The following is a 23,941-nucleotide window of genomic DNA, read 5'->3' on the forward strand; positions in this document are numbered from 1 at the left end:
TTTTTCAGATAGTGGGGGGCTAGCCCCCCACTATCTGAACTAACATCTATAGAATTATCAAAGAACAATATTTTAATTGGAAATTACCTCGAAAGAGGACTATAAACTTACTATACGAGGAGATGGTTTAATGAAAAAAATAATCAATAAAAAAATTTATAATACAGAAACAGCGACACTAATTGCTGAGTATAGTAATGGGCTTACAAGAGGTGACTTTAATCATATCTATGAAGATCTATATGTAACTAAAATAGGACAGTTCTTTTTACATGTAGAGGGTGGACCACTTACTTGCTACAGTGAAACAGATGGTAGAAATACTTGGGGAATAGAAACTATTATTCTTCTAAATTCACTTCAAACATACAACTGGCTAGAAAAACGTTCAGAATACGAATTAATAGACAAATATTTTCCCGATATGGTTTCTGAGGGGTAAGGTTAATTAGTTTCTATAAGCAACTATAATCAATTTCAATATTAACAGTAGGAGGGTGTCTCTATAATATTTACTTCACACTATAACCCTTCCTGAAAAAGGGAGGAATCTATAATGGACAAGAAAACAACAAAAGAATTGAAAAGTGATAAGGAAAAGTTTCATATTCCTAGTGAAGAAGAATTGAAAAAAAGAGAACTAGTATCAGTTCTTGCGGAACTTATTTTAAATTATTCATTATCTAAAAAAGAAGTAAAGTAACGACGCTATAATTCAATGTGAACATGGGCAAGCTGCTGCTTGCCCAAATCTTAAAGGGGGATATCATAAGTGAAAAATTCAAAAAAGAAACCTGTAATTTATATGAGGATTGGATATGAAGAAAAATAGAAAAAAACAAATCCCGTTGAAATTATGAAAAAGATACGATGTCAAGTTATTAAATCTTATGGTAACGATACTATGAATAATTTTGTAAGTAAAAGTGATTTGAATGAGGGGAGAGATATATATGGAAAACAATAAAAAATTAAGAGTTGTGATTTACAAAAGGGTGAGTACTGAGGAGCAAAAAAGAACAGGTTTTTCATTGGAAGGGCAAGAAGATGAGTTAAGGGCATATGCCGAAAGGAAAGGGTATAAAATAGTAGGTGTGTACACTGATGGTGGCTATTCAGGTAAAAATTTCAACAGACCTGAAATTCAAAGGTTATTTTCTGATATGAGAAATGGTGATTTTGATGCGATTTTAGTATGGAAAGTGGACCGGATCTCAAGGAAGAACAGGGATGTTTTAGATTTAATTGATAATGAACTCCATCCAAGAAATATGAAACTATTAGTATCTACTTGTGATATAGATAGTAGTAATGCCAACGGTTATATGTTTATTTCTATGCTAGGTACTTTTGCTGAGTATGAAAGGTCACTAATTATAGAGCGTGTGTCAAGTGGCATGGAAAAACGTGCAAAATCAGGTATGTGGAACGGTGGTATCATTTTAGGATACGATGTAGTAGAGAAAAGTTTAGTAATTAATGAGGAAGAATGTGAAATAGTTAAACAGATTTTTCAATTAAGGGCAAACGGCTATGGGTACAAAGCGATTACAAATGTACTAAATAGTGAGGGAAAAAAATCTAAGAAAAATAACAGTTTTAGTATAAATGCTGTAAAAACAATTTTGGAAAATAGAACTTATATTGGTCAATTAAATTGGGGAACTCATAGAGAGTGGGAAAAGAAACGGAGAAGTGGGAAGACAGATCCAATCAGTGCCGAAGGTGTACATGAGGCAATAATCGAATTAGGTTTATGGAATAGGGTACAAGAAGTTAATAAGGTAAACAGAGACGCTTCTACAAATACCAAAAATATTAAGAGTGAGTTTATACTTTCAGGGATATTACGTTGTCCCACCTGCGGGGCTGGAACTGTTATGAGTAAGTCAAAGAAAAGAAATGGTTCAGGATATCATTTTTATTACATGTGTCAAAACTATCATACAAAGGGTAAAGATGTCTGCCGCTCCAATTTAGTTAAGAAAGAACTGATCGAAGAACAAGTTTTATCTTATATTAATGGTCTAATCTCTAAATCTGGAATCGTAAATGACATTATCGATAAAATAAATAAAGAAAAACATACAGATACAGACAAACTTCAAGAGCAAATAGTTGCTTATAAAAAGGAATTGAGAGTAAAAGAGAAGGAATTGGACGCTATTGACGAAGAATATCGCAATAAAGAAATTACTGCAAAAGCATACGGAAGGTTATCTGGGAAAATTGAGGATGAAGTAGATCGATTACAGGGTATTGTCAGCGATTTAGAAGAAAAGTACGGTAAAGTTACTTCATCCTACTCTGTTGATGAAAAGATTGTAAAAGAGGCCCTAGAAAACTTCAACGCTTTATTTACTGGTGCAAGCAATGAAAATAAGAAAATCTTAATAAAATCACTTATTAAGAAAATTGAAGTTGAATCAAACAGAAAGGAAATAAAGCGCATTGTCTTCTGGTTTTTAGAAGACAGTGCTTTGTCTTTAAAGAATGCTTTACCAAATAATGAAGGACGCAGAACCGTATCATAAATAACGCCATCGGATTGTGGACGTTTCTTATGTTGGGAATAGAGTTTATGACTCTAAAAAATAAATCGACACGTTCTCTCTTATTAGGCAATCCTAACATAATCATTCGAGATGGTGTTATGGACAGAAAGTTACTTACAAAGAACAAATTGGATGTAAATCAAGTATTGAGTATACTCCGTCAAAATAATGTCTTTTCAGTTCGCGAAGTCAAATACGGTATATTGGAAGCTAATGGGCAATTAAGTTTATTACTAAAATCCAAGTATCAAAAACCAGACAAGCAAGATCTCAATCTTCCAGAAAGTCCAGTAGACCTCCCAACATCGTTAATTATAGATGGGGAAATTTTATGGGATAATTTACATGAACTCGGATTTGATCAACAGTGGTTAGATAACCAATTAACTACCAATGGATATGATAATGTAAAGCGTATACTCTACGCAGATTGGCGAGAGAGTGAAGGCATACATGTAAGTCCTAAATAAAATTTGTTAGGATAAGAGCATATCAATTTTCTTGGTGAATATAAACTTTAGTCTTCAACGGGCGCTTTTCTGGAGTAAGGATTGCGCTCTTTCCGCATCTAAGTGTTCATTACAAAAGACCAGCTAATATCTTGACGGGATATTAGCTGGTTTTTGTCACCGATCAAAATGATCAAAACTACGACACTTTCAACTTAATAGGTATTCGCTGATTCATATTGAGTTCAAAAGTTCCGTATGGATTGACATGATGATAAAATAAAGGTGTTAATCCCCTAAAATCTTCTGGAGTCATTTTCTCCAACCAATATTGGTTGTTGTCATAAAGTACTTCTTGTACCATTAAGGTATTCATATAGACTAAGCAATTTTGCAGCAATTGAAGTGATAAGGCAGACACCTCATGATCTTCTATAGAATTGGAACGAATTTCACTATTTTTTCCATAAAAAATATAGGTGTTCACCGAGTTCCATTGTTCCACTGTATTTAATCCTTCATGGATCTCCCTGCGAATCTCTTCATAGTGTAAATAATCACATAAAAAGATCGTTTTAATCGCTTTCCCTAATTCACATAAAGCTAGATATGTTGGATGTTTTGTATCCCTAGTAAATCGCTTTAATATGGATTCGGCAGAAGCAGTACCCAAACGTAGAGCAGTTGCATACTTAATGATTTGTTCATACTGTTGTCCAATAAGATCCCAGTTAATTGGTCTACTTAAAACCGGTTGCAGGTGAGGATATTCATCATTCATGCCAGCTTCTGGACGATATAACTTTTGAGAACCTATATTTTTGAAACGTGGCATCAGCTTAAAACCAAGCAGATGACAAAAAGCAAAAGCAACCACACTTTGTCCGTGTGTATCGACATAATTTCGATCGATTTTCATATCTGTGCAGTGACGAAGGACCCCTTCTATCATCGCGGCCACTTCGGAAGAGAGACAGGACTTAAGCTGAGAATAAATACATGCCGATTTTCGATCCGTATGCCAATAAATCATAACCCCCTGCCTCTTATAACGAGGATGCCATTCGGAAAGGAGGTTCTGATCCCAAGATCCAAAATGTTTTGAATCGGAAGCACATGCAGTAGTAGCTTCTCCCCATACTTCTTTCTGCCGATGGTAGATAATATGATTGGTAACCTCTGCATTGGCTTTTCGTAAATGATCTTTATGAATAAATTTTTGACGGATATACCGAAGCTCCCGATAACCATCTAGGTGGTTTCCAGCAGAAACAGCTTTCAAACCTGTATTCGTTCCTAATCCAAATAAACTGAGAAGAAGCCGTCGTTGGATGGTTTCTCGATCTAAAATCTCGCTATCAGCAGTGGTCTTAAAATGCTGGGTAAACTCCGTATGAAAATCTGTTTCTTTTAATAAATCCAATAGGTTGATATCAGACCAACGATTCTTAATCTCCTGTTTAATCCTCATCACATGTGGGGGTTCAATTTGCTTTTCAAGTGGAGTGACTCGAATCCACCCCTTGTTATTTCTAGTAGTAATCGCGACTTGTTCGTTACTTTGAACCTCTAACCCTTGATTTAGTAATTGGAGCTTATCTTTCATCAACTGTATAATATCTTCGATAAAAGGCTCTACATCAAGTGGTGCTTTCAGTGCTTGAAAATATTCTTCCTTGTGCTCTTCAAAATCTTGGGGGAGATCTTCATCTGGGTTTCGATATCGATCAGCACCCTCAATCCAAATTTCTTTACAACGAAGACGAGTACGAAGCGATTGGATCACTGCAATTTCATAATTGATTCGATTCACTCTCTCTATGCCTTTGCTGTCTATCTCGATAATGACATCTTTCCATTTGGGCTGAATTACGCCTTCAATAGGCACTTCATCTCCAGCAGCGAAAAAACGTTGCCCACTTTCTCCATATTCTCGAATGAGTTGAATGGCTTCAATCACAGGTTGATGAAATTTATTGTTGGACCGAAAGGTAAGATTCATTAAAATATTAGAGAAAGCATGTCGATAATATCCGCGATAAGAGGCATGCATCTTTGTATAGATTTTTTCTTTGTATTCCCGATTATTTTTTGTCATATCTTTTATAATATCTTGAATCGTGGAAGGACTGACAATAGGGAATAGAGTATCTTGAATAACGCCTTCTGGATGATCTACCGTCGCTTTTAATAAGTTGACAATATGTTTATTTTTCCCTTGGATTCTTTCTAATTCCTTTACTGCTTCTTTTCGGGTTGTATTCTTGGCCTTATTTCCGAACTTAAGCGTAATTTCATCCAATAAATCAGCTAAATAATCAATGACTTCCCCATGACGATGCGAAAATAAGATGGCAAGTAGAGTATAACGAATGGGTGCTGGGTGTGCACGCAATTCCGTTAAGGTCTCCGTAGCTGCACGAAGTCGATATTTCTTTACTAATTTCGGAGTCAAATGATGAAATAATCCTGGAGGAATGTGTAGATGCTTGATCGCTAATAGTTTTTTAACTTCCATTTCCATGGTGCTTACACTTGGTTTACGAGGAGAAGATAAAAGGTGCCGAAAAGTTAAAATGTCAGATTCCACTTTCTCATGAAACTCTTCTTCAAAACCTTCTTCCGATTCCTCATCCGCATGAGATTCCAGTAATGCATCTAATCGAGAACAAGTCCTAGGAGACAGCTGATGATAAGTCGATTGATATAAATTCTTTTCAAAAGTGTCAATGGCAGAATCAATCATCCGATTCAAGCTTCCAATCGAAGGAGGTTCGACTTTCCACTTACGAAATAAGCTATATGCCTGATTTTTTAAGTAGTCGATATCATGAGTAAATTGAACTTGACCGTGTAACCACTCTGTCAAAAGTTCGTTATCTTTTGCTGTAAGTTCTCGAAAACCGAAGAATTCTCGAATTTGTTTTCGATAATAAGTAAAGTTTCTTTCATCTGCGCCCCAACGATATTCCACAAAGAGCACTGAAGATAACCCCAATTGCTGTGCTATAAATTCAACTACCACTTTGGGAATATCTTGTTTCTTAGAAGGAAATCTAGCCTCTTGTTGAAAGTACTTTAATAATACTGCAAATCCTAAACGACTTGCCCCTGTTTTATTACCAATCAGTTTTCTTTCAATTGATACTACTACAAAATGTTCTAGCAGCTCATCTTCATTCCAATTTCGTTTCATAAATATCCTTCCCCTAACATTAGAATAATCACTATTTTGAGTGTAATCTATTGAATAGAGGGTGAAAACTCTACTTTGCGGTCTAGAGCAGCAACCCTGTCACTAAGCCTAGAAGTTGCTATACAAATGAAAATGCTTATTTTAATGTATCCTGTCCCAAACCCTACTTAGATCTAAGGGAACATAAACTTTATCGCGATGAATTTCCTTATGTATAATAGGATTTTTAAAACTATCCTCTAAACTTCCAAAAAAATTCTTTTGTCTAGCTCGTGGTTTTGGTCCTAAAACCATTTCACTATAATCTTTATACATACTTCCTATTCTCCTTTGATAATTTTCCACTTTCTTATGTTAAATAATTTAATAACACAAACCTGCAACTATTACTCCATTTCCAAAACAAAAAGCATATATGTCTATGTTTGGACTAAAACTCACAGTAACCCATGAATAAATCAACTGAACTTTAATCACTTTTTTAAAAAAGCTTGATTTACCAAAAACCTTAAAATATTTCATATTTAAATTTTAAAAATAAATGAATAAATTTATATTTTATTTAGCACCATATTACTGTCAAATCATAGGAGGTGTTATTCATGACAGTCATAAATGACGTTAAAACAGCTTTAGCTGGATTAAAAAGCGCTCAAGCTAGCTTTGAAACATTTGCTCTCAGTACGGATAATCAACAAGCTAAGAAACTTTATCAAGATGCTGCTACACAAACCCAATCCGTTATTGATAATGTTGAACCACGTGTTCAACAAATCGAACAAGAAGAACCTCAATACAAACAACAATAATGAGTATGGCGAAAAGGTTGGTTGAAAGGCCAACCTTTTGCATCCCTATACTGGTAAAACATGGAGGTGATTTCATGAAAGTGAAAATATTATTTTTCATTTTAATCCTTATCGGAATGGGTTCAGGGTGTAACGGGAACCAAAATCAGTTAGATAATAATAATGATTTGAGTATTTCACAAGTACATACAAGTAAACCAATTGATCAATCTGTTGCCAATCATGCTAAAGAAAAGATTATCACTAAGGAAGAAATTTCGGATGTAAAGGCTGTGAATACAGATAATGAGCTTTTAGTAGCGATAAAAGTCGGAAATTTCAACCGTTTCCGATTAAAAAATATCGAGAAGTCAGTTAAATCTGACTTAAAAAAAATGTATCCCGATCATAAAGTATTTGTTTCGAGTGATAAAAAAATGTTCTGGGAACTTGAAAACATAGAACAGAGACTGAAAAAAAACGATACGAATGAGAAAAACTTAAAAAAGGATTTAAATAAACTGAAAAGTCTTATGAAGGAACAAACATAAAGAGAAAGGAACGAGTTATGTCTAATAATCAAAAGAAACAACTCACTCCTGTGCAACAGGAATACCAAAAATTGCAAAAACAACGAGAGATTAAAAGACCGGTTGTTAAAAATTGTATAAAGGCCTTTATAACTGGTGGACTTATCTGTCTGATCGGTCAGTGTATTTCTGACTTTTACATTTATTTTTTTGATTTTACTGAGCAAACGGCCGGAAATCCGACAGTGGGTACGTTAATTTTTATTACGATGCTTCTTACTGGTTTTGGTGTATATGATCGAATGGCCCAATTTGGAGGGGCTGGAACAGCTGTACCCGTAACTGGTTTTGGCAATGCGGTCATATCACCTGCCATTGAGCATCGTTCCGAAGGATTTGTACTGGGCGTAGGCGGCAACATGTTTAAATTAGCAGGGGCGGTTATTTTATTTGGTGTTTTTTCTGCTTTTGTCATTGCCCTCATCAAGACCATTTTAATCCAGTGGGGTGGTTTATAATGCTTGCAGGTCATCGTACATGGATCTTTGAACACAAACCTGTGATACTTTCTACTGGAACAGTTGGAGGACCATTTGAAGCAAACGGAGCGATCGCAGAAGATTTCGATCTCCTTCATGCTGATTTATGGCTTGGACAGGATTCCTATGAAAAGGCACATAAAGTCCTTTTTGAAGAAGCCTGTCAAAAAGCCATGGAAAAAGGGGGCATCCAAAAAGATCAAGTTCAATTTATCCTAGCTGGGGATCTGATCAACCAGATAACTCCGACAAGTTTTGCCAGTCGAACAATTGGATCTCCGTATTTTGGTTTATTCGGTGCCTGCTCTACGTCTATGGAAGGATTGGCTCTAGGTGCTTATATCGTTAATACAAAAGGGGCTAAATATTTGTTAACAGGAGCTTCCAGTCATGATACAGCTGTTGAAAAACAATTTCGGTATCCTACAGAGTATGGTGGACAAAAACCTCCTACGGCACAATGGACAGTTACTGGCGCCGGTGTAGCCCTTTTAAGTGATTCTGGGGATGGGCCTCGTGTCACTTCTGCCACAATAGGTCGTGTAATTGATATGGGTCTAACCGATCCTTTTAATATGGGAGGGGCTATGGCTCCTGCTGCAGTTGATACCATTGAAGCGCATTTAAAAGAACGAAACGTCGATCCGTCTTATTATGACTTAATTGTTACAGGAGACCTTGGGAAAATTGGGCATGAAGTTTCTTTGGATCTATTTAAAGAGCATGGAATTCCTATTCGTAAAGAGCAATACCAAGATTGTGGCCTTATGATTTATAGGGAGGGGCAACCGGTTCTTGCAGGAGCAAGTGGAGCAGGATGCTCAGCAACGGTAGTTTATGGTCATCTGTTAAACCGGATGAAAAAAGGTGAATTCAAAAGAATGTTAGTCGTTGCAACAGGTGCTTTATTATCTCCTCTTTCTTTTCAGCAAAATGAAACGATTCCTTGTATTGCACATGCGGTATCGATTGAATATGGAGGTGAACAATGATATGACCTATTTTTGGGCATTCACAGTAGGTGGTTTGATTTGTGTGATTGGGCAGATAATGTTTGATGTTTTTAAACTTACACCGGGACATACGTTAAGTACCCTTGTAGTAGTGGGGGCAATTTTAGATGGGTTTGGTTTATATGAACCGTTGATTGATTTTGCTGGGGCAGGGGCCACCGTTCCGATTACAAGTTTTGGGAATTCGCTTGTTCATGGTGCGATGCAGGAAGCAGAAAAACATGGGTTAGTTGGTGTACTGACAGGAATTTTTGAAGTAACTAGTTCCGGTATTTCAGCAGCCATTGTTTTCGGCATGATAGGAGCTTTACTTTTTAAACCAAAAGGATAAGGAGACTTAGGATGACAGTAGGATCAGATGTTAAACAGTGTTTTGCCAGTCTAAAGGGAGTAGAAGCAAGTCTCTCAAGTTTAGCCTTACGGACTTTTGATGATGAATCGAAAAGAACTTTGCATGAGGTTATGATGGTCGTACACGAAGTAACAAAAGATTTAAAAAAAAGAGTAGGAGAACTAGAAGGAGAGGAATTTCAGTACAAAGGTTTCTAGAAAACTATATTTACAGGGGGTATAAGCGGTGCCTGAATGGTTAGATATAGCTGTACGCTCAGCATTATTTGTTGCTGTTTTATTTTTAATCACAAAATGGTTAGGGAAAAAGCAAATTTCTGAACTAACTTTCTTTGAATATGTCACTGGTATTTCTATTGGAAGTATTGGTGCAGAAGTAGCTATGGGACTTGAACGAAGTATATTTCATGGAATTATTGGAATCTTCATTTTTGCTGCTATTCCCTTTTTTGCTGGTTTAATTTCATTAAGAAGTAAAGGTTTTCGCAATTTTATAGAAGGGAAATCAACTGTATTTATCAAAGATGGTAAAATCATGGAAGATAATTTAAAAAAGGAAAGATATACAACAGATGAACTGTTAGAACTACTTCGCAGAAAGGATGTCTTTCAGGTGTCTGATGTAGAATTTGCAGTGCTAGAGGCAACAGGAGATTTATCCGTTATGTTGAAAAAAGAGAACCAACCATTAACAGCAAAAGATTTAAACTTATTTGTTCCTTCCATTAAAGAACCACAGACTGTCATTATGGATGGTGTCTTATTTGACGAACCGCTAGCTACAATTGGACGAAATCGAGCTTGGCTACACACTGAGTTAGAAAAATTAGGGGTTACGGTTGAAAATGTATTTCTCGGACAGATTAATTCTTACGGAGAGTTAACGATTGATCTGTTTGACGATAAATTACAAGTCGCACCCCCACAAGAAAGACCCTTAATTCTTTCAACCTTGAAAAAATGTCAAGCAGACTTAGAACTATTTGCTCTTGGAACCGAATCAAAAGAAGCTAAGCAAATGTATAGTAAAAATAGTGAAAAACTACAAGAAGCTATTGTTAAAATGATGCCTATTTTAAAAGGATAATGGTTTATTTCGCTATCTTGGATGATCTTAAGACACATAACAAAAAAGTAGTACCATTTTTTTATATAATATCATTAAGTCGAATCTTGAAAATAAAATCTTTGGAAAAATATTTTTTTTAAATTGATTCGGGTATATGTATATATAGAAAGTTTTTCTTCAGCCGTTAAATTTAAAAACGCTAGGAAATTTTTTCAACTAAATATTCTGCTACAAATGATGTAAATACTCTAGAAGGAAGTCGTGATACCTATTCGTTAGTAGGGAAAGAGCAGAAGTATCAAAATCGTATTTATGTTATCGCCTAGTGTAAAATAAAGGGGAGTAAACTGGGAATGCACCTATATTGCAAAAAACATATATTATAATTGAATAAATTTAATGTCTATCTGCAAAAACTGCCTCACCTCGGGTAGTTTTTTGTATCATTAATAGACATTTTCCTTTAAACAGGGTTACTTGACCTACAAGGGCTAGGGTTATTAGTTATCGTTTTTTTGCGCTTATGTTGCGTCTACTTGCACTTCAGAAGTTATATTCAGTGAAGTAAAAGTTGTCTATAATGCTAACGTTTTGGGCATATACATAGAACACGTCCATTTAGACAGGAGAGTTCTTAATAAATGCCATATTTTTTGAAAGCAGTTGCTATTCTTGTAGGCAGCATGTCAATAGCGTTGGGAATAAATACTTTTTTATTACCAAACAAAGTTTTAGATGGCGGAATTATTGGCCTAGGTTTAATTATTAGTTATTTATTAAATACAAACGCCGGGTTCACGATAATGGTATTGAGCATCCCCATTTTTGCTCTAGCTTGGTTTAAGTATCGTTCATATTTTTTTAATAGTTTGCACGGTATGCTTTTATCATCATTTTTTATTGACCTTTTTCATAACGTTAATCAAGTTCCTATAAAATTTTCACCAATTCTTAGTTCATTTACAGGTGGTGTATTCATTGGTTTTGGCATTGGTCTTATGCTTCGCTTCGAGACAAGCACAGGTGGAACAGATTTATTAGCCCAGTACTTTTCTGAATTCATTAAAATTAATGTTGGGATCATCATTCTCATTATGGCTGTTTTTGTTATTTGTCTTGGGGGTTTATTCGTTTCAACATAAACTTTCTTTCTTTCGGCTATAACTATTTCATCTGGTGGAATAACTACAAGCCTTTGCACTTGGAATTTTAAAAGCAATGATTATTGACCAAGTAATTCCAATTAATAACAATTAGGCAACTGTCTAGTCATTGGACAATCGCGGAGCATATGATGAAATTGTTAATATCAAATAGGTAAAAATCATTAACAAGGATGCTTTAATAAAAGGTTTGTGTCATTTTGAATAATTTACTTTTGATAAGTCTATTATCAATTACCGGGGGCCACTTACCTTTTCATAACCAGAAGCATTAACGAAATTTACCTATTTGTATTTTTAAACATGTCGATTGTTTTTTGAATATTATGGATGAAAATTATGGTCGGGAGATGAAGAGGAATGGAAGAAGTAGAAGAAATACAATATCGTGAAGAGTTGCTGGAATGGTGTGATAACATTTATTTGCATTGGGAAAGAATGAAACCAAGGTTTTCAAAATTATTTGATTTGAAGACCTTAGAGGAATGGGAAGAGTCATGTCGTGGGTTGAAAGAAAAATTACAGATAGATACAGAAGCTGATCTTGATGAATATCACACAGCAAAAAACTTATATGAACAGTGGGAAATGTTGTATGGAGAATCAATAAGTGGTAAAGAAGACGTTAATTCCGATGTGAGGGAAGGTGTGGAGTTGTCCACTCAATCTGATCGCGAAATCGAATTGTCGGATCGGGAAAGTGATAAAGAGGACGAACTTATACAGGTGACAATTAATTTGGAAATACCGAGACAGGATTTAAGGAAAATTTTATTAGACTATAAAATGGAAGTCTAGCCATCCCAAATAGAGAGGGGTCAATGGCCTATTTGTAATTCGTATAGAGAAAACGCCAAACCCTAAGTTCAAGGTGTTGGCGTTTGTTCATTTTTTACTCTTTATAAATAGTTATTTACACAACACTATTATTAAATTCCAAGTATCAAAAACCAGACAAGCAAGATCTCAATCTTCCAGAAAGTCCAGTAGACGTCCCAACATCGTTAATTATAGATGGGGAAATTTTATGGGATAATTTACATGAACTCGGATTTGATCAACAGTGGTTAGATAACCAATTAACTACTAATGGATATAATAATGTAAAGCGTATACTCTATGCAGATTGGCGAGAGAGTGAAGGCATACATGTAAGTCCTAAATAAAATTTGTTAGGATAAGAGCACATCAATTTTCTTGATGAATATAAACTTTAGTCTTCAACAATCAAGCGCTTTAATGAAGTAACTAAAGCCTAATTTTTCACTTATAACACCGAGAAATTAGACTTTTTATATTTTGATATCCTTAACGTTGTAAATCCGCATTTTCCTGACGCTACCCCTATATGAAGCTACCAATCCTGTAGACGATTACATCACAGAAAAAGAAATACAGAAAGTAAAATAGTTTTGGGAATTAAGGGCCTGACCCCCATCGTACTAAAGCGTTAGCGCACTGGGGGTCAGGCCCTGCTTTTCTATATGAATTTATTCTTAAAACTAGTAGAAAAGATGACGGTGTATAAAGAGGAAAAAGTGATTGTAACTTTTCTAGATGGAACAGAAGTTGAGTGCCAGATTGATAAATAAGAAATGGGCTTGGAAATATCAATACCTCCAAGCCAAAATTGCTTTCCCCATTAATCAAGTGCTGTGTAGTTAAGTAGGTTGATGTTTTTAGTGTATTCAATGGTATCTTTCCGATATTCGATACATCTTTGTGTTCATAGTTTATCACTTCGAAACTTTGAATCCTTAAAGTGATTGTATCAAATCCATATGGTGGATTATGTGCTCCTTCAAACGTAGTAATTTGGACCGTTACATCATAATAATCATCCCGTATATTTTGGGTAATATCAATAATTCCTCCATCATGATAGAAAAGCTTTGGTTTTCCATAAAATGTTTTTGTGGCATTAAGGATTTCTTTTTTATTAAGGGGTACCCCCATACATAACTTGTTCATTTGTAAGTGTAAATTTATTTAAAGATTATATATTAACCTATTATGTTCGATAAACATCGGGGCAGGATGATTCTGTAGGAGAGTAAAAACAGTGTGATTTATAGCGCCCAGCATTCCATTGATTATACCATTGTGCAGGGCAACTACCTTCTGGTTTAAAGAACCATAATGAGTATGTCGCTGGATGAAATCGTTCTCCTTTAATTAGTCTCCTTGCTAACCTAATTTCTGTTTCTCTAGCTTCTTGGTAAAAATATCCTCTTATAGTTGCTTCAAATCCTCCAGGTCGTTGAAAAACTTTCCTACAAAAAATCTATTATAAATTTTCCATTAGACGTTTTTTGATTAATTCATAATCGTCCCTAGTAATACCAGGAGCAAATTCTTCAGGTAACTCCTCTAAGTTTGGAATTGGTCCGCCTTCAGGAGTACCAATTTTCACTTCAAGTGGTTGCCCATTTTCCGGATTTGTTCCTTTCCAAATCATTCCGATATCCCTGTATTCTGTTTCGCTCCATGTGAATAGCACATTGCTTAAGCCTTTTTCTATGAACGGTCTGGCATAATCAAATTTTGAGTTATCAAGATTTGGAACTGGAAGCATTTTCGTCAAGTCTACCCCTGTAGCAATTTCGATTGCTTTCGCATAGGCGAGGATATGTGTTCCTCCACGAACAAGTAAATACCCAATCATGGTTCTAGCAACTGGGTTATCAGTCATCTCATAAACTCTCATTTTATGTGTACGTGCACCAATCTCTAGAAAAAAGTTATGTGTTAAATCTAAAACCAGATTTCCACTATTAAAAACATTATCACCAGTCCAAGGTCTTCCCATTGAATCACCTGGTATAGCCGTTTGAGCTGTAGAAATAAAATGGTGGGTGTTTCTCGCATCCTTCCCATTTTGAAGTGGAGTGATATCCGGATTCCCTGGAAAAGTATTACCTACCGATAACAAATTAATCGTATTAGAAACAAGTTCTACATGACCAAATTCTTCTGCTGTAATGCTTGCCACTAACTCATAGAATGGTTTTAGCTTTTTTTTATTTCTGAAGTTAAAAGACTGAAACATATAGTTATTTAAGGTAGACATCTCCCCAAACTTGCCACCCAAGAGTTCTTGTACTGCTGCTGCAGCATTCATATCGCCGTGTGCGGGTATAGGAAGTTCAATTGCCAATTTATTTATTCTTTTAAACATTATTTCCCCTCCACTTCCTTTTTGTTAACCAGGAAAAACCCAAATAATTTGCTGGGTACGAATAAAAAAGGGAGTTCCGTTAGATTCGACAACAATGTGATCTGGCAATACATTTTTCAAGGAGCCACGAACGCTACCTCTTATGGTTTGAACAGTAACAATTTTACCAACAATGGTTGTTAATGTCTGATAAACATATGGATCATAAAAGCTTAACAGGTTGTTGTTTGTCATTTAGATCCTCCTATTCTAAAGTCATTCTTACTGAGTATATGTTTCTCGATATGAAAAAAGACTGAAAAACAACTGTTCAATTTGACTCTTGTTGTTAAATACTATCCTGAAAATAATAAACGGCAATAGCACATTTTTTGCAATACGAAACTAGGCCTAGCAATACCTAATTTTTTAAACTGGACCTAGGAATGACTAATCTAATCCTTTTATGTACGAATTTATACTATGGCTCGCATACGCCGATGTAATTGACAATAAAATTGAAAAGATAAAGCAAGGGCTTGTAGAGTTCAAGAATAAACTTTATGGCACAGGTAATGCCATTCAAAGTATAACGAAAACTCTTGACAAACTATTTCAACGTCAGGACGAACTGTTTCAACGTCAAGACAATATTATCAAGCTACTGGAAGTTGTGTATAACAATTTATAATTATATGGAACACCAGTAAATCTCGGGCCTATTTCAAAAATTAGAAGTCATTAAGCCGCACTCGAAAGATGGACAAAGATATATTGAAGTTGTATTTATTTATCGCTTTGAAAAATCTGTTGAAACATGTGCCGATATGATTAATTGCGACAGGAGCACCTAATTGGTATGTAAATAAATTAGCAGCAGAGTTAAGCAACAAAGGTGATGACAAACTATTCAAAACCTTATCATTACTTATTCCAGAGGAAGAATTAAAACCAGAATTAAAGAGTATAAAGGGTGGCTATAAAGATATTGATGTGGTCACTGTTTCCGAACAACTAAATCAAAAAGGGATACTGGAGGATGTGGGCGGCGTAACCTATCTTACTCAATTAGCTGGCTCAGTACCAACTACAGCGAATACCATTTATTATTGTGATTTGGTAAAATCGAAATCCTTGCGTAGGCGAGGAATTGAAGCAGCAAAAAATATAAGATATTTATCGGAGGTACAGGAATTTGAATATGACGAGACATTTTTGACAGAAGTAGAAAATCAGGCTTTAAAAATCCGATCAATGGCGTTCTCATTACTCGCATCTCATTGGGAAGCTTCTCGAAAATGTACATCAAGTATTGATAAGGATTAAGCCCATTTTCTTTGGCTGTTTCTACAATACTATAAGTCACAGCACTAGCCTTCGCTCCTTTCGGAGTGTTTGCAAAAATCCAGTTTTTCCTTTTATGTACTTAAACACATAAAAGAAAAAACTGGCTCTTTTCCGTCAGTGAAGTTGGTGCAAAAGCCAACGCCATCTGTTTAAGTATCGCAGAAATGGCAAAAGCAAACGGAGTGGATTTCTATCGTTATCTCTTGAAGTTACTGACAGATTTTCCGAATCTTGATATCTATCCACATTCGGAAATTTTAAATCAATATATGCCTTGGTCAAAAATGATTCAAGCAGAATGTGGCAGATAAAATGAAATCACCGTATATCTGATTAAAAAAATCATGATATACGGTGATTTATGATGCGTACGGTTAAGGTATGCTTATTTTTTATAGTTTGGGCTTACAAAAGAAAAGGGGTTGTCCGAAAAGTGAGTAAAAGCTAATTTTTCGGACCCCTTTTTTTATCTTTTTTCTAAAAAAATGCACAAAAAAAACATCCTTTTTAGTAAAATGAAGTTACCACACAACATTAAAAGAAAGGATGATTTTTTTGTGCAATCAAATGATTACTACTGAAAATTATAACACGCAAATGACATTACTTCCAGTTCTAGAAGGGAATGAGATGGAGAAAAAAAACAATAAAAGGCAATTATCCCCAACGTTCAAACCTTACAACAACCGTCAAATCCAAGCAATTTTTGATTTAGAATCCTTCATTCCAGCTCATCATGTGGCCCGTGTGATAGATGAAATGGTAGAGGCTGTTTCGGACAAAATTCTATTCTCCCATTATAAAGGTGGAGGACGAAGCTCTTATCATCCTAAAATGATGCTTAAAATCATTCTATTTGGCTATTCTCAAAAAATTTATTCTTGCCGTGGGATCGAAAAGCTGATTACAGAAAACATCCCAGCGATGTGGCTAGCTGCGATGCAACAACCTGATTTCCGTACCATTAATGAGTTTAGAGGAGTACGGTTGAATGTTTTGATAGACGAGCTATTTGAAGTGATGATTCTAAAACTAATAGAAGAAAACTACATCACAATGGAAAACTACTTTTTGGATGGGACCAAAATCGAGGCCAATGCCAATAAGTATACTTTTGTATGGAAGAAATCAACCGAGAAATTTGAAGCTAAATTAAAAGAAAAAATTCAAGAAACCCTTCAACATATTCAGGAACTAACCCAATTGGAAGCTGGTATGATCCAAGGAGAAGTTCTTCTCAACGAAGACCACACGATACCTACTCTAGAAAGTGTAGCGGAGAAACTCGAGGAGAAAGTAGAAACGTTAACAGAGGAAATCGAAATAGAATCTTGTACACACATCCGTAAAGAAAAGCGAAAAGAACGTAGTACATTAAAGAAGTCAGTGAAGTTAATCCGACAGGATTTCATCGAGCGACTTGCCAAATATAAGGAACAGAACGAAATCTTTGGCGAACGAAACAGTTATTCAAAAACGGACAAAGATGGCACCTTTATGCGAATGAAAGAAGATCCTATGAAAAACGGTCAGCTAAAACCAGGATACAATGTTCAAATGGGGACAGAAAATCAATTTATCCTATTCTACTCGATTCATCAACGCCCAACTGACACACGTTGTTTTATTCCACATATGGAAAAGCTCGCCTCTACATCATTACCGATGCCTAAAACCGTCATTGCCGATGCAGGTTACGGAAGCGAAGAAAATTATGTTTATGCGGTAGGAGAAGAAAAAGAGCTACGTTTTGATTTTCTTATTCCTTATGGTTCCTACCTCCATGAACAAACACGTAAATTCAAAAATGATATCAAAAACGCTAAAAACTGGACTTATATGGAACAAGACGATTATTTTATTTGCCCAAATGGAAGGAAGGTTCTCTTTAAAAAATATCAAACCAAAAAAAATCGCTACGGTTATGAACAAAGTTTCAAAATCTATGAATGCGAAGACTGTACAGATTGTCCCTTGAAGGCCCAGTGCACAAAAGCCAAGGGAAATCGGCAAATTCACTGGAATACGATTTTTGAAGAAATGAAAACCAAAGCGAAAACAGCCCTTGAATGTGAAGAGAAGACCGCAATCTACGCTCGACGGAAAATCGAAGTAGAAAGTGCGTTTGGTCATATTAAGGGCAATCGGTCGTTCCGCAGGTTTTCGTTGCGGGGGCTCGATAAGGTTCATGCCGAGTTTGGGATTGTGGCATTGGCCCACAACCTATTGAAAGTAGCGGGCATCCGCCAGCTACTTTCAAAAATAAAACAACAGAATAGAAAAGCAAGAGGAGAAAAACGAGCCTTTTTCTCCTCTTGCCTTATTTTAGGGACTTTTCGGACAGCCCCTGGTAGGAATTTTTAATATTATTAGTCAGCTCATTTAAAATAATTTTTTTCTTTGCCTGAGGTAAATGGCAGCTTAAAATTAGCAAATCAACTAGGTCAGGTTGTTCCTCAGCAATTTCCTGTAAGTAATCCCTGCCAAACTCTTTCATAACAGGTAGCAAACTGCTCATTTTTAATGGAAATCCACATCAATTCTCTTTTTATTTGTTTGAGTTTGTTTAGGCATGATAACTTCTAGTACACCATCCTTATAAGAAGCCTTTATACCTTCCTCAGAAACAGGAGTTGGTAGTGTAATAGCTCTGTGAAAGCTACCTGTGTATCTTTCTCTCCTATGCATATTCTCTTCTTTAATCTCATTAGTTCTGTTAATTGAGCCACTAATTCTCAATACATTATTTTCAATATCAATGTTTACATCTTCTTTACTCTGTAAGCCTGGAATGTCACAAGTTGCTACTACCTCTTTATCTGTTTCATGAACATCCACTCTTATATTCCCCAATTGATTCATTTCATTGTCTAAATGAAAAGGGAAATCATTGAATAATCTGTCAAAATCTCTCCTAATGTTAGTTAATTGTCTAAATGGATCATAAGGTATTAATGCCATTTGTATCATCTCCTTAGTTATTTTTAACAAATATATTTTTCCCATTTACTATGTAATTATTCATTTAAGGGATAAGCTGAGTCAGTTTTAGAAAAGCATCCTATTACAGAAAAAGGAGAGCCTAATTAGCTCTCCTCAGTGTCATTAGTTTTAACCTCATATCCAAAAAGCTGTGACCTTTCTTTAGACCCAAGATGGGATTCTAACTCGAGAAAGCCTCCTTTAGCTGTTATTGAAGACAATGCAGCGAACGTTACTTCTTTATATAAATCCTCATTTGGGGGTAGCGTCAGGAAAATGCGAATTTACAACGCTAAGCCCATTTTCAAGACGATTCCCCCAGTTTTAACAACGTTAAGAAAGTTTCAATGGTCTTAAAGAATCTAACGAGACCATTTTCTCCGAATTAAAATGGTATTCTCCAAGTAAATTAATATGTTCCCAACCTAGAGGTGACATATGGTGCAATAATTCTTCATTAAAACTACCTGACCGTTTTTGATATTCAACTGCCTTTGTTAGATGTAAAGTATTCCAGATACTGATGGCATTGATAATGATGTTTAAGGCACTGGCCCTTTGCAATTGATGCTGTATGGTTCGTTCCCTAAGCTCGCCTTGTTTTCCGAAGAAAATAGCTCTTGCCAGTCCATTCATGGCTTCTCCTTTATTCAATCCTTTTTGTATTTTTCTTCTTAATGATTCATCCGAAATATAATTCAAAATAAAGATCGTTTTTTCTATTCGGCCCATCTCACGTAAGGCTGTAGCCAAGCTGTTTTGTCTTGAATAAGAACCTAATTTCCCCATAATAAGGGATGCTGAAACTGTTCCTTCCCTTATAGAATGAGCTAATCGCAAAACATCCTCATAATTCTCTTTAATGACCTTTGTATTTATTTGTCCACGTAAAATGACTTCTAATTTTGGATACTCACTTGCCTTATCTATTGTAAATAATTTCGAGTCTGATAAATCTCGTATTCTTGGAGCAAATTTAAATCCTAATAAATGGGTCAGTCCGAATATTTGGTCTGTGTAACCAGCCGTGTCTGTATAATGCTCTACTATATTTAGATCCGTCTCATGGTGTAACAAACCATCCAAAACATGAATCGCATCCATTGAATTAGTATGAATAATCTTTGTGTAATAAGAAGAAAATTGATCACTTGTAAAACGATAGATGGTGGCTCCTTTTCTAGTTCCATAATGTGGGTTTGCATCTGCATGTAGCGATGAAACGCCTATCTGCATTCTCATACCATCGGACGAGGATGTTGTACCGTCTCCCCAATAAGAAGACAATTGCAATTTGTGATGAAAATTTACTAATACGGCTTGGGCTTTATTCATTGCATCTTCATACATGCGCCATTGTGATACATTGGCCAATTGCTTATATGTAAGTCCGGGTGTTGCTTCAGCCATTTTGCTTAAACCAATATTCATTCCCATTCCTAAAAGAGCAGCCATAATAATAATTGTTTCTTCTTTATCCGGTTTTCGATTATTGGAAGCATGAATAAATTGCTCATGAAATCCTGTTATATAAGCAATATCCATCAGTAAATCGGTTAATTTTATTCTTGGTAGCATCTGATACAGGCTTGCACTAAATTTTTTTGCTTCTTCTGGAACATCTTTTTCTAAGCGTGCAATTGACAGCTTTCCTTTTTCAAGAGAAACCCCGTCTAACTTGTTGGAATTGGTAGCTAACCACTTTAACCTTTAGGCTGCTGGTTCTCTCCGTCATATAATCCTCGAATGATAAACTAACTGATAATCTTGTATTCTCCTTCGTTTGATTCCATGTATCTTCTGAAAACAAATATTCTTCAAAGTCTCTATATTGTCTGCTGCCAACAATGGAAACATCTCCTGCCCTAACATGCTCCCGAAGTTCTGTTAAAACAGCCATTTCATAGTAATGACGATTGATTGTTGTACCATCATCCTCGTATAAATGCTTTTTCCAACGTTTTGAAATAAAATCCACAGGTGAGTCATTAGGCACTTTTCGCTTTCCGGATTCGTTCATTCCACGGATAATCTCAACAGCTTGTAAAAGTGGTTCATTTGCTTTTGTAGAATGAAATTCCAATACCCTTAATAGCGTTGGCGTATATTTTCTAAGTGAATAAAATCGTTTTTGCAGTAAGTCTAAATAATCATAGTCGGCAGGGCGTGCAAGCTCCTGAGCTTCTTCGACCGAAGAGACAAAAGAATTCCATTCGATAACGGATTCTAAAACCTCAAAAACGTCTAATTTTTCCTTTTTTGCTTTGATTAAAGCTTGTCCGATGTTCGTAAAGTGTATAACTTTCTCATTCAGCTTTTTACCGTTTTGTTTCTGAATTTCCTCTTGAGCCTTACGGCCTTTTGATAACAGACTAAGTATTTGTCTATCATGAATTTCAAAAGCTTTATCCGTTAACTCTTGAGTAAGATGTAATAAATAGACGGTTAATATCGAATATCGCTTATTTTCTTGAAAGTCACGGAATGCATATGGCTCATATCTTGAGCCTAAGCGAGATAGTTGTAACAGGCGATTGCGATGCAAATGACTAATTTGTACCGTTTCTAATTCCATTCCTCGTATGTATTCGAGTCGTTCTATTACTTTTAGAAATGTTTCGGGTGAAGGATGACCCGGCGGTTCCTTTAACCAACCCAATATCGTTTTATTGGATTCGGATGGATGCTGCGAAGTAATGATCTCTTCAAGCTTTCCTTTTTGTTCATTTGTAAGAGATTGACTAACAGTATTAAACAGTTTCTTTTCAGCCATTGCCCTTGCTGTCACTTTAGGAGGTAATTTGCGCTTATTTTAAGTGCTATTTTGCACATCTGTTCATTTACAATCAAGTTGTTGAATCTTAATACTTTAAACACAGATAACACCGTTCTAAATGTAGAACGGTGTTAAAAAATAGTTGTTTAACTTTCTTCATCCTGTACCCATTTATCTCAAAATAAATAACAATAAAGTCGTTTAAAAACAAAGAGTTCTTCCACTATTTCGCCCGATTTGTTGAATAGATTTTTCATTATACATAACAAGAAATAATGCGTAGTAGACACAAGAAGCGCTACTGATCGGCGGCGCTTCGGACACAAAATGTTCAGTAAAAAAACCGACGAGATTGCCGGCTTCTACAAAATTAATGATCATTCATAAAATATAAAAATCAAACTGCATAATTTTGTTCGTCGGCTGAAGCTTGTGTAAATGCACCTTTAAGGGGTACGACCGAGGTACTTGTAAAAAAGGGTCATAGCATGGATTTTTTTTACATTTACAACCCTTTTTACTCTGTAGGGTAGGGTGGGGTCAGAAAAGTGCGGTTGTTGGTAGGATCCTAATAGGGGTAGTGTCATTGTTGCTACTCCTATTAAGGAATACTTAAACTAAATCACAAATTAAAGAAGAAACACATCTTAAAAAATGAGCATTGAACCTTTGCATAATAAGCAAAAGTCCTTTAAAATTTGTTAGCCGGGTAGAAAATGCTATAATGCTCTTATAAAAAAGAATGGATGCAAAATAGTTTAGGTAAGTTCTAAAACGATTTCTTTTATTCTTCGACAAACAGGCCAGATTCGTAATTTCTCAAGAGAATAATACAAGTCGCTGTAGGGGTTTTTGTGTTTTTTCACTTATGATCACTTTGATATACAAGACCTATTTCATCTCTCACTTTATCCAACACTTGTATCGTGGTGTATGAATTTTTATATGAGTTAGTATCAGACTCTGTTTTTCCTCGGTTGATTAATTCAATAAATTCTTTCACTTCGTAATACATAGCTGGATGAGATTGGTCGACTGTTAATTGTTCAACCGTGCCGTCAGTGTAGTGAATTTCTACTTTTTCAGCCGTATGAATCTTATCAATCATGATACTTCCTTTTTCGCCTTGAATTTCGCTTGGTAAATAAGAGTTCGTTATTTTGGAATACATCACAATCGCATCTTTATCATCATATTTTAAGATGACGCTACCTTCACCATCCACACCCGAATCAAGCATAATGCCAGTTGCCTTCACTTCTTTTGGTTCACCAAATAATGTAATAAGTGGATACAAACAATAGACACCAAGGTCCATTAATGAACCGTTCGCAAACTCTGGATTGAAGGCATTAAGGACAATTCCTTCTTTGTATTTATCATAACGAGATGAATACTGACAATAGCTTGCAAAGTATCTACGGATAGGACCAATTTTATGTAAATTATCTTGAATGACCTTGAAGTTTGGAAGTAATGTTGATTTCATTGCTTCCATTAATAGGGCGTTATGATCTTTTGAGGCTTGAATCATCCTCGCTACTTCGGTTGCATTAACAGCCAGTGGCTTTTCACATAACACATGTTTGCCATTTTGCAAAAATAAAATAGCTTGTTCTGCGTGATATGAATTGGGAGTAGCAATGTACACCGCGTCAATTTCTTGACTAACTGCCATTTCTTTTAGGTTTGTAAATATTTTTGTTACTCCATATTTACTTGCAAATTCTTCTGCTCTACTAATCGTGCGAGAATAAACAGCAGTTAGTTTAAAATCTTCTACATCATTTGCTGCTTCAAGTAATCTTTCTGTAATCCAATTAGTACCGATTACGCCGAATCGAACCATTTATTCAACCTCATTCCTTTGTTTTATAAAACGAAGAGTTTTGTTTACTACACTTATGAAGCGTTTTTCATCGCCAATAGGATTTTATTTTCCCATAAAAAAACTTATATAGACATGGGGCCTACCAGTGAAATATTGGTGATAACCCAAATAGGGCTCATACTGTGAGTGATGGCT

Annotated in this window: 24 protein-coding genes and 3 pseudogenes; 17 read left to right on the forward strand and 10 right to left on the reverse strand. The window is 35.6% G+C overall.

The annotated features are described in order from the left end of the window. Positions 1-130: 130 nt before the first annotated feature. The 4 genes from F9279_RS21940 to F9279_RS21950 all read left to right on the forward strand — a co-directional run bounded on the left by F9279_RS21940 (position 131) and on the right by F9279_RS21950 (position 3,025). Entirely contained in the window at positions 131-442 is a 312-nt protein-coding gene (locus F9279_RS21940; protein ID WP_031540297.1) for a hypothetical protein, read from the forward strand. Between the two features lie 114 nt (positions 443-556). After that, positions 557-703, forward strand: a complete 147-nt coding sequence (locus tag F9279_RS25380; protein WP_155986800.1) for a hypothetical protein — start codon at positions 557-559, stop codon at positions 701-703. 250 nt (positions 704-953) lie between these two features. After that, positions 954-2,534 carry a recombinase family protein gene (locus F9279_RS21945; protein WP_031540295.1) on the forward strand — a complete coding sequence of 527 codons (1,581 nt, stop codon included), beginning with the start codon at positions 954-956 and terminating at the stop codon, positions 2,532-2,534. 29 nt (positions 2,535-2,563) lie between these two features. Beyond that, positions 2,564-3,025, forward strand: coding sequence for a DUF421 domain-containing protein (locus F9279_RS21950; RefSeq protein ID WP_226793820.1), 462 nt, complete (start codon positions 2,564-2,566; stop codon positions 3,023-3,025). A 178-nt stretch (positions 3,026-3,203) separates the two neighbouring features. Here F9279_RS21950 and F9279_RS21955 read toward each other — a convergent pair whose 3' ends face one another. Next, on the reverse strand, positions 3,204-6,200 hold the full coding sequence (locus F9279_RS21955) for a Tn3 family transposase (protein WP_031538352.1): 2,997 nt from the start codon (positions 6,198-6,200) through the stop codon (positions 3,204-3,206). A gap of 141 nt (positions 6,201-6,341) precedes the next feature. Further along, positions 6,342-6,515, reverse strand: coding sequence for a hypothetical protein (locus F9279_RS25385; RefSeq protein WP_162837599.1), 174 nt, complete (start codon positions 6,513-6,515; stop codon positions 6,342-6,344). Positions 6,516-6,802: 287 nt separating this feature from the next. Here F9279_RS25385 and F9279_RS21960 point away from each other — a divergent pair, with 287 nt between their 5' ends. From F9279_RS21960 to F9279_RS22005, 10 genes are all read left to right on the forward strand, one after another. Further along, positions 6,803-7,009, forward strand: a complete 207-nt coding sequence (locus tag F9279_RS21960; RefSeq protein ID WP_017695330.1) for a DUF1657 domain-containing protein — start codon at positions 6,803-6,805, stop codon at positions 7,007-7,009. Between the two features lie 74 nt (positions 7,010-7,083). Continuing rightward, positions 7,084-7,539 (forward strand): YhcN/YlaJ family sporulation lipoprotein, encoded by a 456-nt coding sequence (locus F9279_RS21965; RefSeq protein ID WP_031538351.1) that lies wholly within the window; start codon positions 7,084-7,086, stop codon positions 7,537-7,539. Between the two features lie 17 nt (positions 7,540-7,556). Beyond that, positions 7,557-8,036 (forward strand): stage V sporulation protein AC, encoded by a 480-nt coding sequence (gene spoVAC / locus F9279_RS21970; protein ID WP_017695333.1) that lies wholly within the window; start codon positions 7,557-7,559, stop codon positions 8,034-8,036. Beyond that, the gene (spoVAD, locus tag F9279_RS21975; RefSeq protein ID WP_031538350.1) at positions 8,036-9,049 is read left to right on the forward strand and encodes a stage V sporulation protein AD; all 1,014 of its coding nucleotides are present in this window, start codon (positions 8,036-8,038) and stop codon (positions 9,047-9,049) included. The genes spoVAC and spoVAD overlap by 1 nt, the downstream gene beginning before the upstream one ends. 1 nt (position 9,050) lies before the next feature. Next, entirely contained in the window at positions 9,051-9,401 is a 351-nt protein-coding gene (gene spoVAE / locus F9279_RS21980; RefSeq protein WP_031538349.1) for a stage V sporulation protein AE, read from the forward strand. A gap of 11 nt (positions 9,402-9,412) precedes the next feature. Further along, positions 9,413-9,619: a DUF1657 domain-containing protein gene (locus F9279_RS21985; RefSeq protein WP_031538348.1), complete on the forward strand. Its 207-nt coding sequence runs from the start codon at positions 9,413-9,415 to the stop codon at positions 9,617-9,619. Between the two features lie 28 nt (positions 9,620-9,647). Continuing rightward, positions 9,648-10,508, forward strand: coding sequence for a DUF421 domain-containing protein (locus F9279_RS21990; protein WP_031538347.1), 861 nt, complete (start codon positions 9,648-9,650; stop codon positions 10,506-10,508). A gap of 623 nt (positions 10,509-11,131) precedes the next feature. After that, positions 11,132-11,632, forward strand: coding sequence for a YitT family protein (locus F9279_RS21995; protein ID WP_319020785.1), 501 nt, complete (start codon positions 11,132-11,134; stop codon positions 11,630-11,632). Between the two features lie 381 nt (positions 11,633-12,013). After that, complete coding sequence (locus F9279_RS22000; protein WP_031538346.1) at positions 12,014-12,451, forward strand: hypothetical protein; 438 nt, start codon at positions 12,014-12,016, stop codon at positions 12,449-12,451. A 113-nt stretch (positions 12,452-12,564) separates the two neighbouring features. Then, positions 12,565-12,819 carry a YetF domain-containing protein gene (locus tag F9279_RS22005; protein WP_223254541.1) on the forward strand — a complete coding sequence of 85 codons (255 nt, stop codon included), beginning with the start codon at positions 12,565-12,567 and terminating at the stop codon, positions 12,817-12,819. Between the two features lie 253 nt (positions 12,820-13,072). On the opposite strand, the gene F9279_RS25815 is transcribed toward F9279_RS22005, so the two are convergent. From F9279_RS25815 to F9279_RS22025, 4 genes and pseudogenes are all read right to left on the reverse strand, one after another. Next, positions 13,073-13,624, reverse strand: coding sequence for a DUF3888 domain-containing protein (locus F9279_RS25815; RefSeq protein ID WP_081836660.1), 552 nt, complete (start codon positions 13,622-13,624; stop codon positions 13,073-13,075). Between the two features lie 40 nt (positions 13,625-13,664). Beyond that, positions 13,665-13,922: pseudogene (locus tag F9279_RS22015) on the reverse strand (cell wall hydrolase); the annotation flags it as partial. A gap of 18 nt (positions 13,923-13,940) precedes the next feature. Continuing rightward, on the reverse strand, positions 13,941-14,831 hold the full coding sequence (locus tag F9279_RS22020) for a manganese catalase family protein (protein WP_031538344.1): 891 nt from the start codon (positions 14,829-14,831) through the stop codon (positions 13,941-13,943). 24 nt (positions 14,832-14,855) lie between these two features. Beyond that, on the reverse strand, positions 14,856-15,065 hold the full coding sequence (locus F9279_RS22025; protein ID WP_031538343.1) for a YuzF family protein: 210 nt from the start codon (positions 15,063-15,065) through the stop codon (positions 14,856-14,858). Positions 15,066-15,803: 738 nt separating this feature from the next. Here F9279_RS22025 and F9279_RS25820 point away from each other — a divergent pair. Then, positions 15,804-16,136: a DnaB-like helicase N-terminal domain-containing protein gene (locus F9279_RS25820; protein ID WP_031538341.1), complete on the forward strand. Its 333-nt coding sequence runs from the start codon at positions 15,804-15,806 to the stop codon at positions 16,134-16,136. Here the strand turns inward: F9279_RS25820 and F9279_RS22035 are convergent. After that, positions 16,093-16,227 (reverse strand): annotated as a pseudogene (locus tag F9279_RS22035) (transposase domain-containing protein); the annotation flags it as partial. The gene F9279_RS25820 and the pseudogene F9279_RS22035 overlap by 44 nt on opposite strands. A 94-nt stretch (positions 16,228-16,321) precedes the next feature. On the opposite strand from F9279_RS22035, the gene F9279_RS22040 reads away from it, so the two are divergent. Continuing rightward, on the forward strand, positions 16,322-16,468 hold the full coding sequence (locus F9279_RS22040; protein ID WP_371474231.1) for a hypothetical protein: 147 nt from the start codon (positions 16,322-16,324) through the stop codon (positions 16,466-16,468). A 256-nt stretch (positions 16,469-16,724) separates the two neighbouring features. Next, positions 16,725-18,521 (forward strand): IS1182 family transposase, encoded by a 1,797-nt coding sequence (locus F9279_RS22045; protein ID WP_226793823.1) that lies wholly within the window; start codon positions 16,725-16,727, stop codon positions 18,519-18,521. Between the two features lie 156 nt (positions 18,522-18,677). Here the strand turns inward: F9279_RS22045 and F9279_RS22055 are convergent, their stop codons facing one another. The 3 genes and pseudogenes from F9279_RS22055 to F9279_RS22065 all read right to left on the reverse strand — a co-directional run bounded on the left by F9279_RS22055 (position 18,678) and on the right by F9279_RS22065 (position 23,764). Further along, positions 18,678-19,118 (reverse strand): Hsp20/alpha crystallin family protein, encoded by a 441-nt coding sequence (locus tag F9279_RS22055; RefSeq protein ID WP_031538339.1) that lies wholly within the window; start codon positions 19,116-19,118, stop codon positions 18,678-18,680. A gap of 354 nt (positions 19,119-19,472) precedes the next feature. Next, positions 19,473-21,921 (reverse strand): annotated as a pseudogene (locus F9279_RS22060) (Tn3 family transposase); the annotation flags it as partial. An 856-nt stretch (positions 21,922-22,777) separates the two neighbouring features. Further along, positions 22,778-23,764 (reverse strand): Gfo/Idh/MocA family protein, encoded by a 987-nt coding sequence (locus F9279_RS22065; protein WP_031538338.1) that lies wholly within the window; start codon positions 23,762-23,764, stop codon positions 22,778-22,780. Positions 23,765-23,941 lie beyond the last annotated feature (177 nt).

It is taken from the genome of Bacillus sp. B1-b2 (genome assembly GCF_009183415.1).
GTDB lineage: Bacteria > Bacillota > Bacilli > Bacillales > Cytobacillaceae > Niallia.

Bases quoted from the DNA above. Each gene is read 5' to 3' on its own strand.
- F9279_RS21940 (WP_031540297.1), top strand. From the start codon at position 131: ATGAAAAAAATAATCAATAAAAAAATTTATAATACAGAAACAGCGACA.
- F9279_RS25380 (WP_155986800.1), top strand. From the start codon at position 557: ATGGACAAGAAAACAACAAAAGAATTGAAAAGTGATAAGGAAAAGTTT.
- F9279_RS21945 (WP_031540295.1), top strand. From the start codon at position 954: ATGGAAAACAATAAAAAATTAAGAGTTGTGATTTACAAAAGGGTGAGT.
- F9279_RS21950 (WP_226793820.1), top strand. From the start codon at position 2,564: ATGTTGGGAATAGAGTTTATGACTCTAAAAAATAAATCGACACGTTCT.
- F9279_RS21955 (WP_031538352.1), bottom strand. From the start codon at position 6,200: ATGAAACGAAATTGGAATGAAGATGAGCTGCTAGAACATTTTGTAGTA.
- F9279_RS25385 (WP_162837599.1), bottom strand. From the start codon at position 6,515: ATGTATAAAGATTATAGTGAAATGGTTTTAGGACCAAAACCACGAGCT.
- F9279_RS21960 (WP_017695330.1), top strand. From the start codon at position 6,803: ATGACAGTCATAAATGACGTTAAAACAGCTTTAGCTGGATTAAAAAGC.
- F9279_RS21965 (WP_031538351.1), top strand. From the start codon at position 7,084: ATGAAAGTGAAAATATTATTTTTCATTTTAATCCTTATCGGAATGGGT.
- spoVAC (WP_017695333.1), top strand. From the start codon at position 7,557: ATGTCTAATAATCAAAAGAAACAACTCACTCCTGTGCAACAGGAATAC.
- spoVAD (WP_031538350.1), top strand. From the start codon at position 8,036: ATGCTTGCAGGTCATCGTACATGGATCTTTGAACACAAACCTGTGATA.
- spoVAE (WP_031538349.1), top strand. From the start codon at position 9,051: ATGACCTATTTTTGGGCATTCACAGTAGGTGGTTTGATTTGTGTGATT.
- F9279_RS21985 (WP_031538348.1), top strand. From the start codon at position 9,413: ATGACAGTAGGATCAGATGTTAAACAGTGTTTTGCCAGTCTAAAGGGA.
- F9279_RS21995 (WP_319020785.1), top strand. From the start codon at position 11,132: ATGCCATATTTTTTGAAAGCAGTTGCTATTCTTGTAGGCAGCATGTCA.
- F9279_RS22000 (WP_031538346.1), top strand. From the start codon at position 12,014: ATGGAAGAAGTAGAAGAAATACAATATCGTGAAGAGTTGCTGGAATGG.
- F9279_RS25815 (WP_081836660.1), bottom strand. From the start codon at position 13,624: ATGAACAAGTTATGTATGGGGGTACCCCTTAATAAAAAAGAAATCCTT.
- F9279_RS22020 (WP_031538344.1), bottom strand. From the start codon at position 14,831: ATGTTTAAAAGAATAAATAAATTGGCAATTGAACTTCCTATACCCGCA.
- F9279_RS22025 (WP_031538343.1), bottom strand. From the start codon at position 15,065: ATGACAAACAACAACCTGTTAAGCTTTTATGATCCATATGTTTATCAG.
- F9279_RS22040 (WP_371474231.1), top strand. From the start codon at position 16,322: ATGGCAAAAGCAAACGGAGTGGATTTCTATCGTTATCTCTTGAAGTTA.
- F9279_RS22045 (WP_226793823.1), top strand. From the start codon at position 16,725: ATGATTACTACTGAAAATTATAACACGCAAATGACATTACTTCCAGTT.
- F9279_RS22055 (WP_031538339.1), bottom strand. From the start codon at position 19,118: ATGGCATTAATACCTTATGATCCATTTAGACAATTAACTAACATTAGG.
- F9279_RS22065 (WP_031538338.1), bottom strand. From the start codon at position 23,764: ATGGTTCGATTCGGCGTAATCGGTACTAATTGGATTACAGAAAGATTA.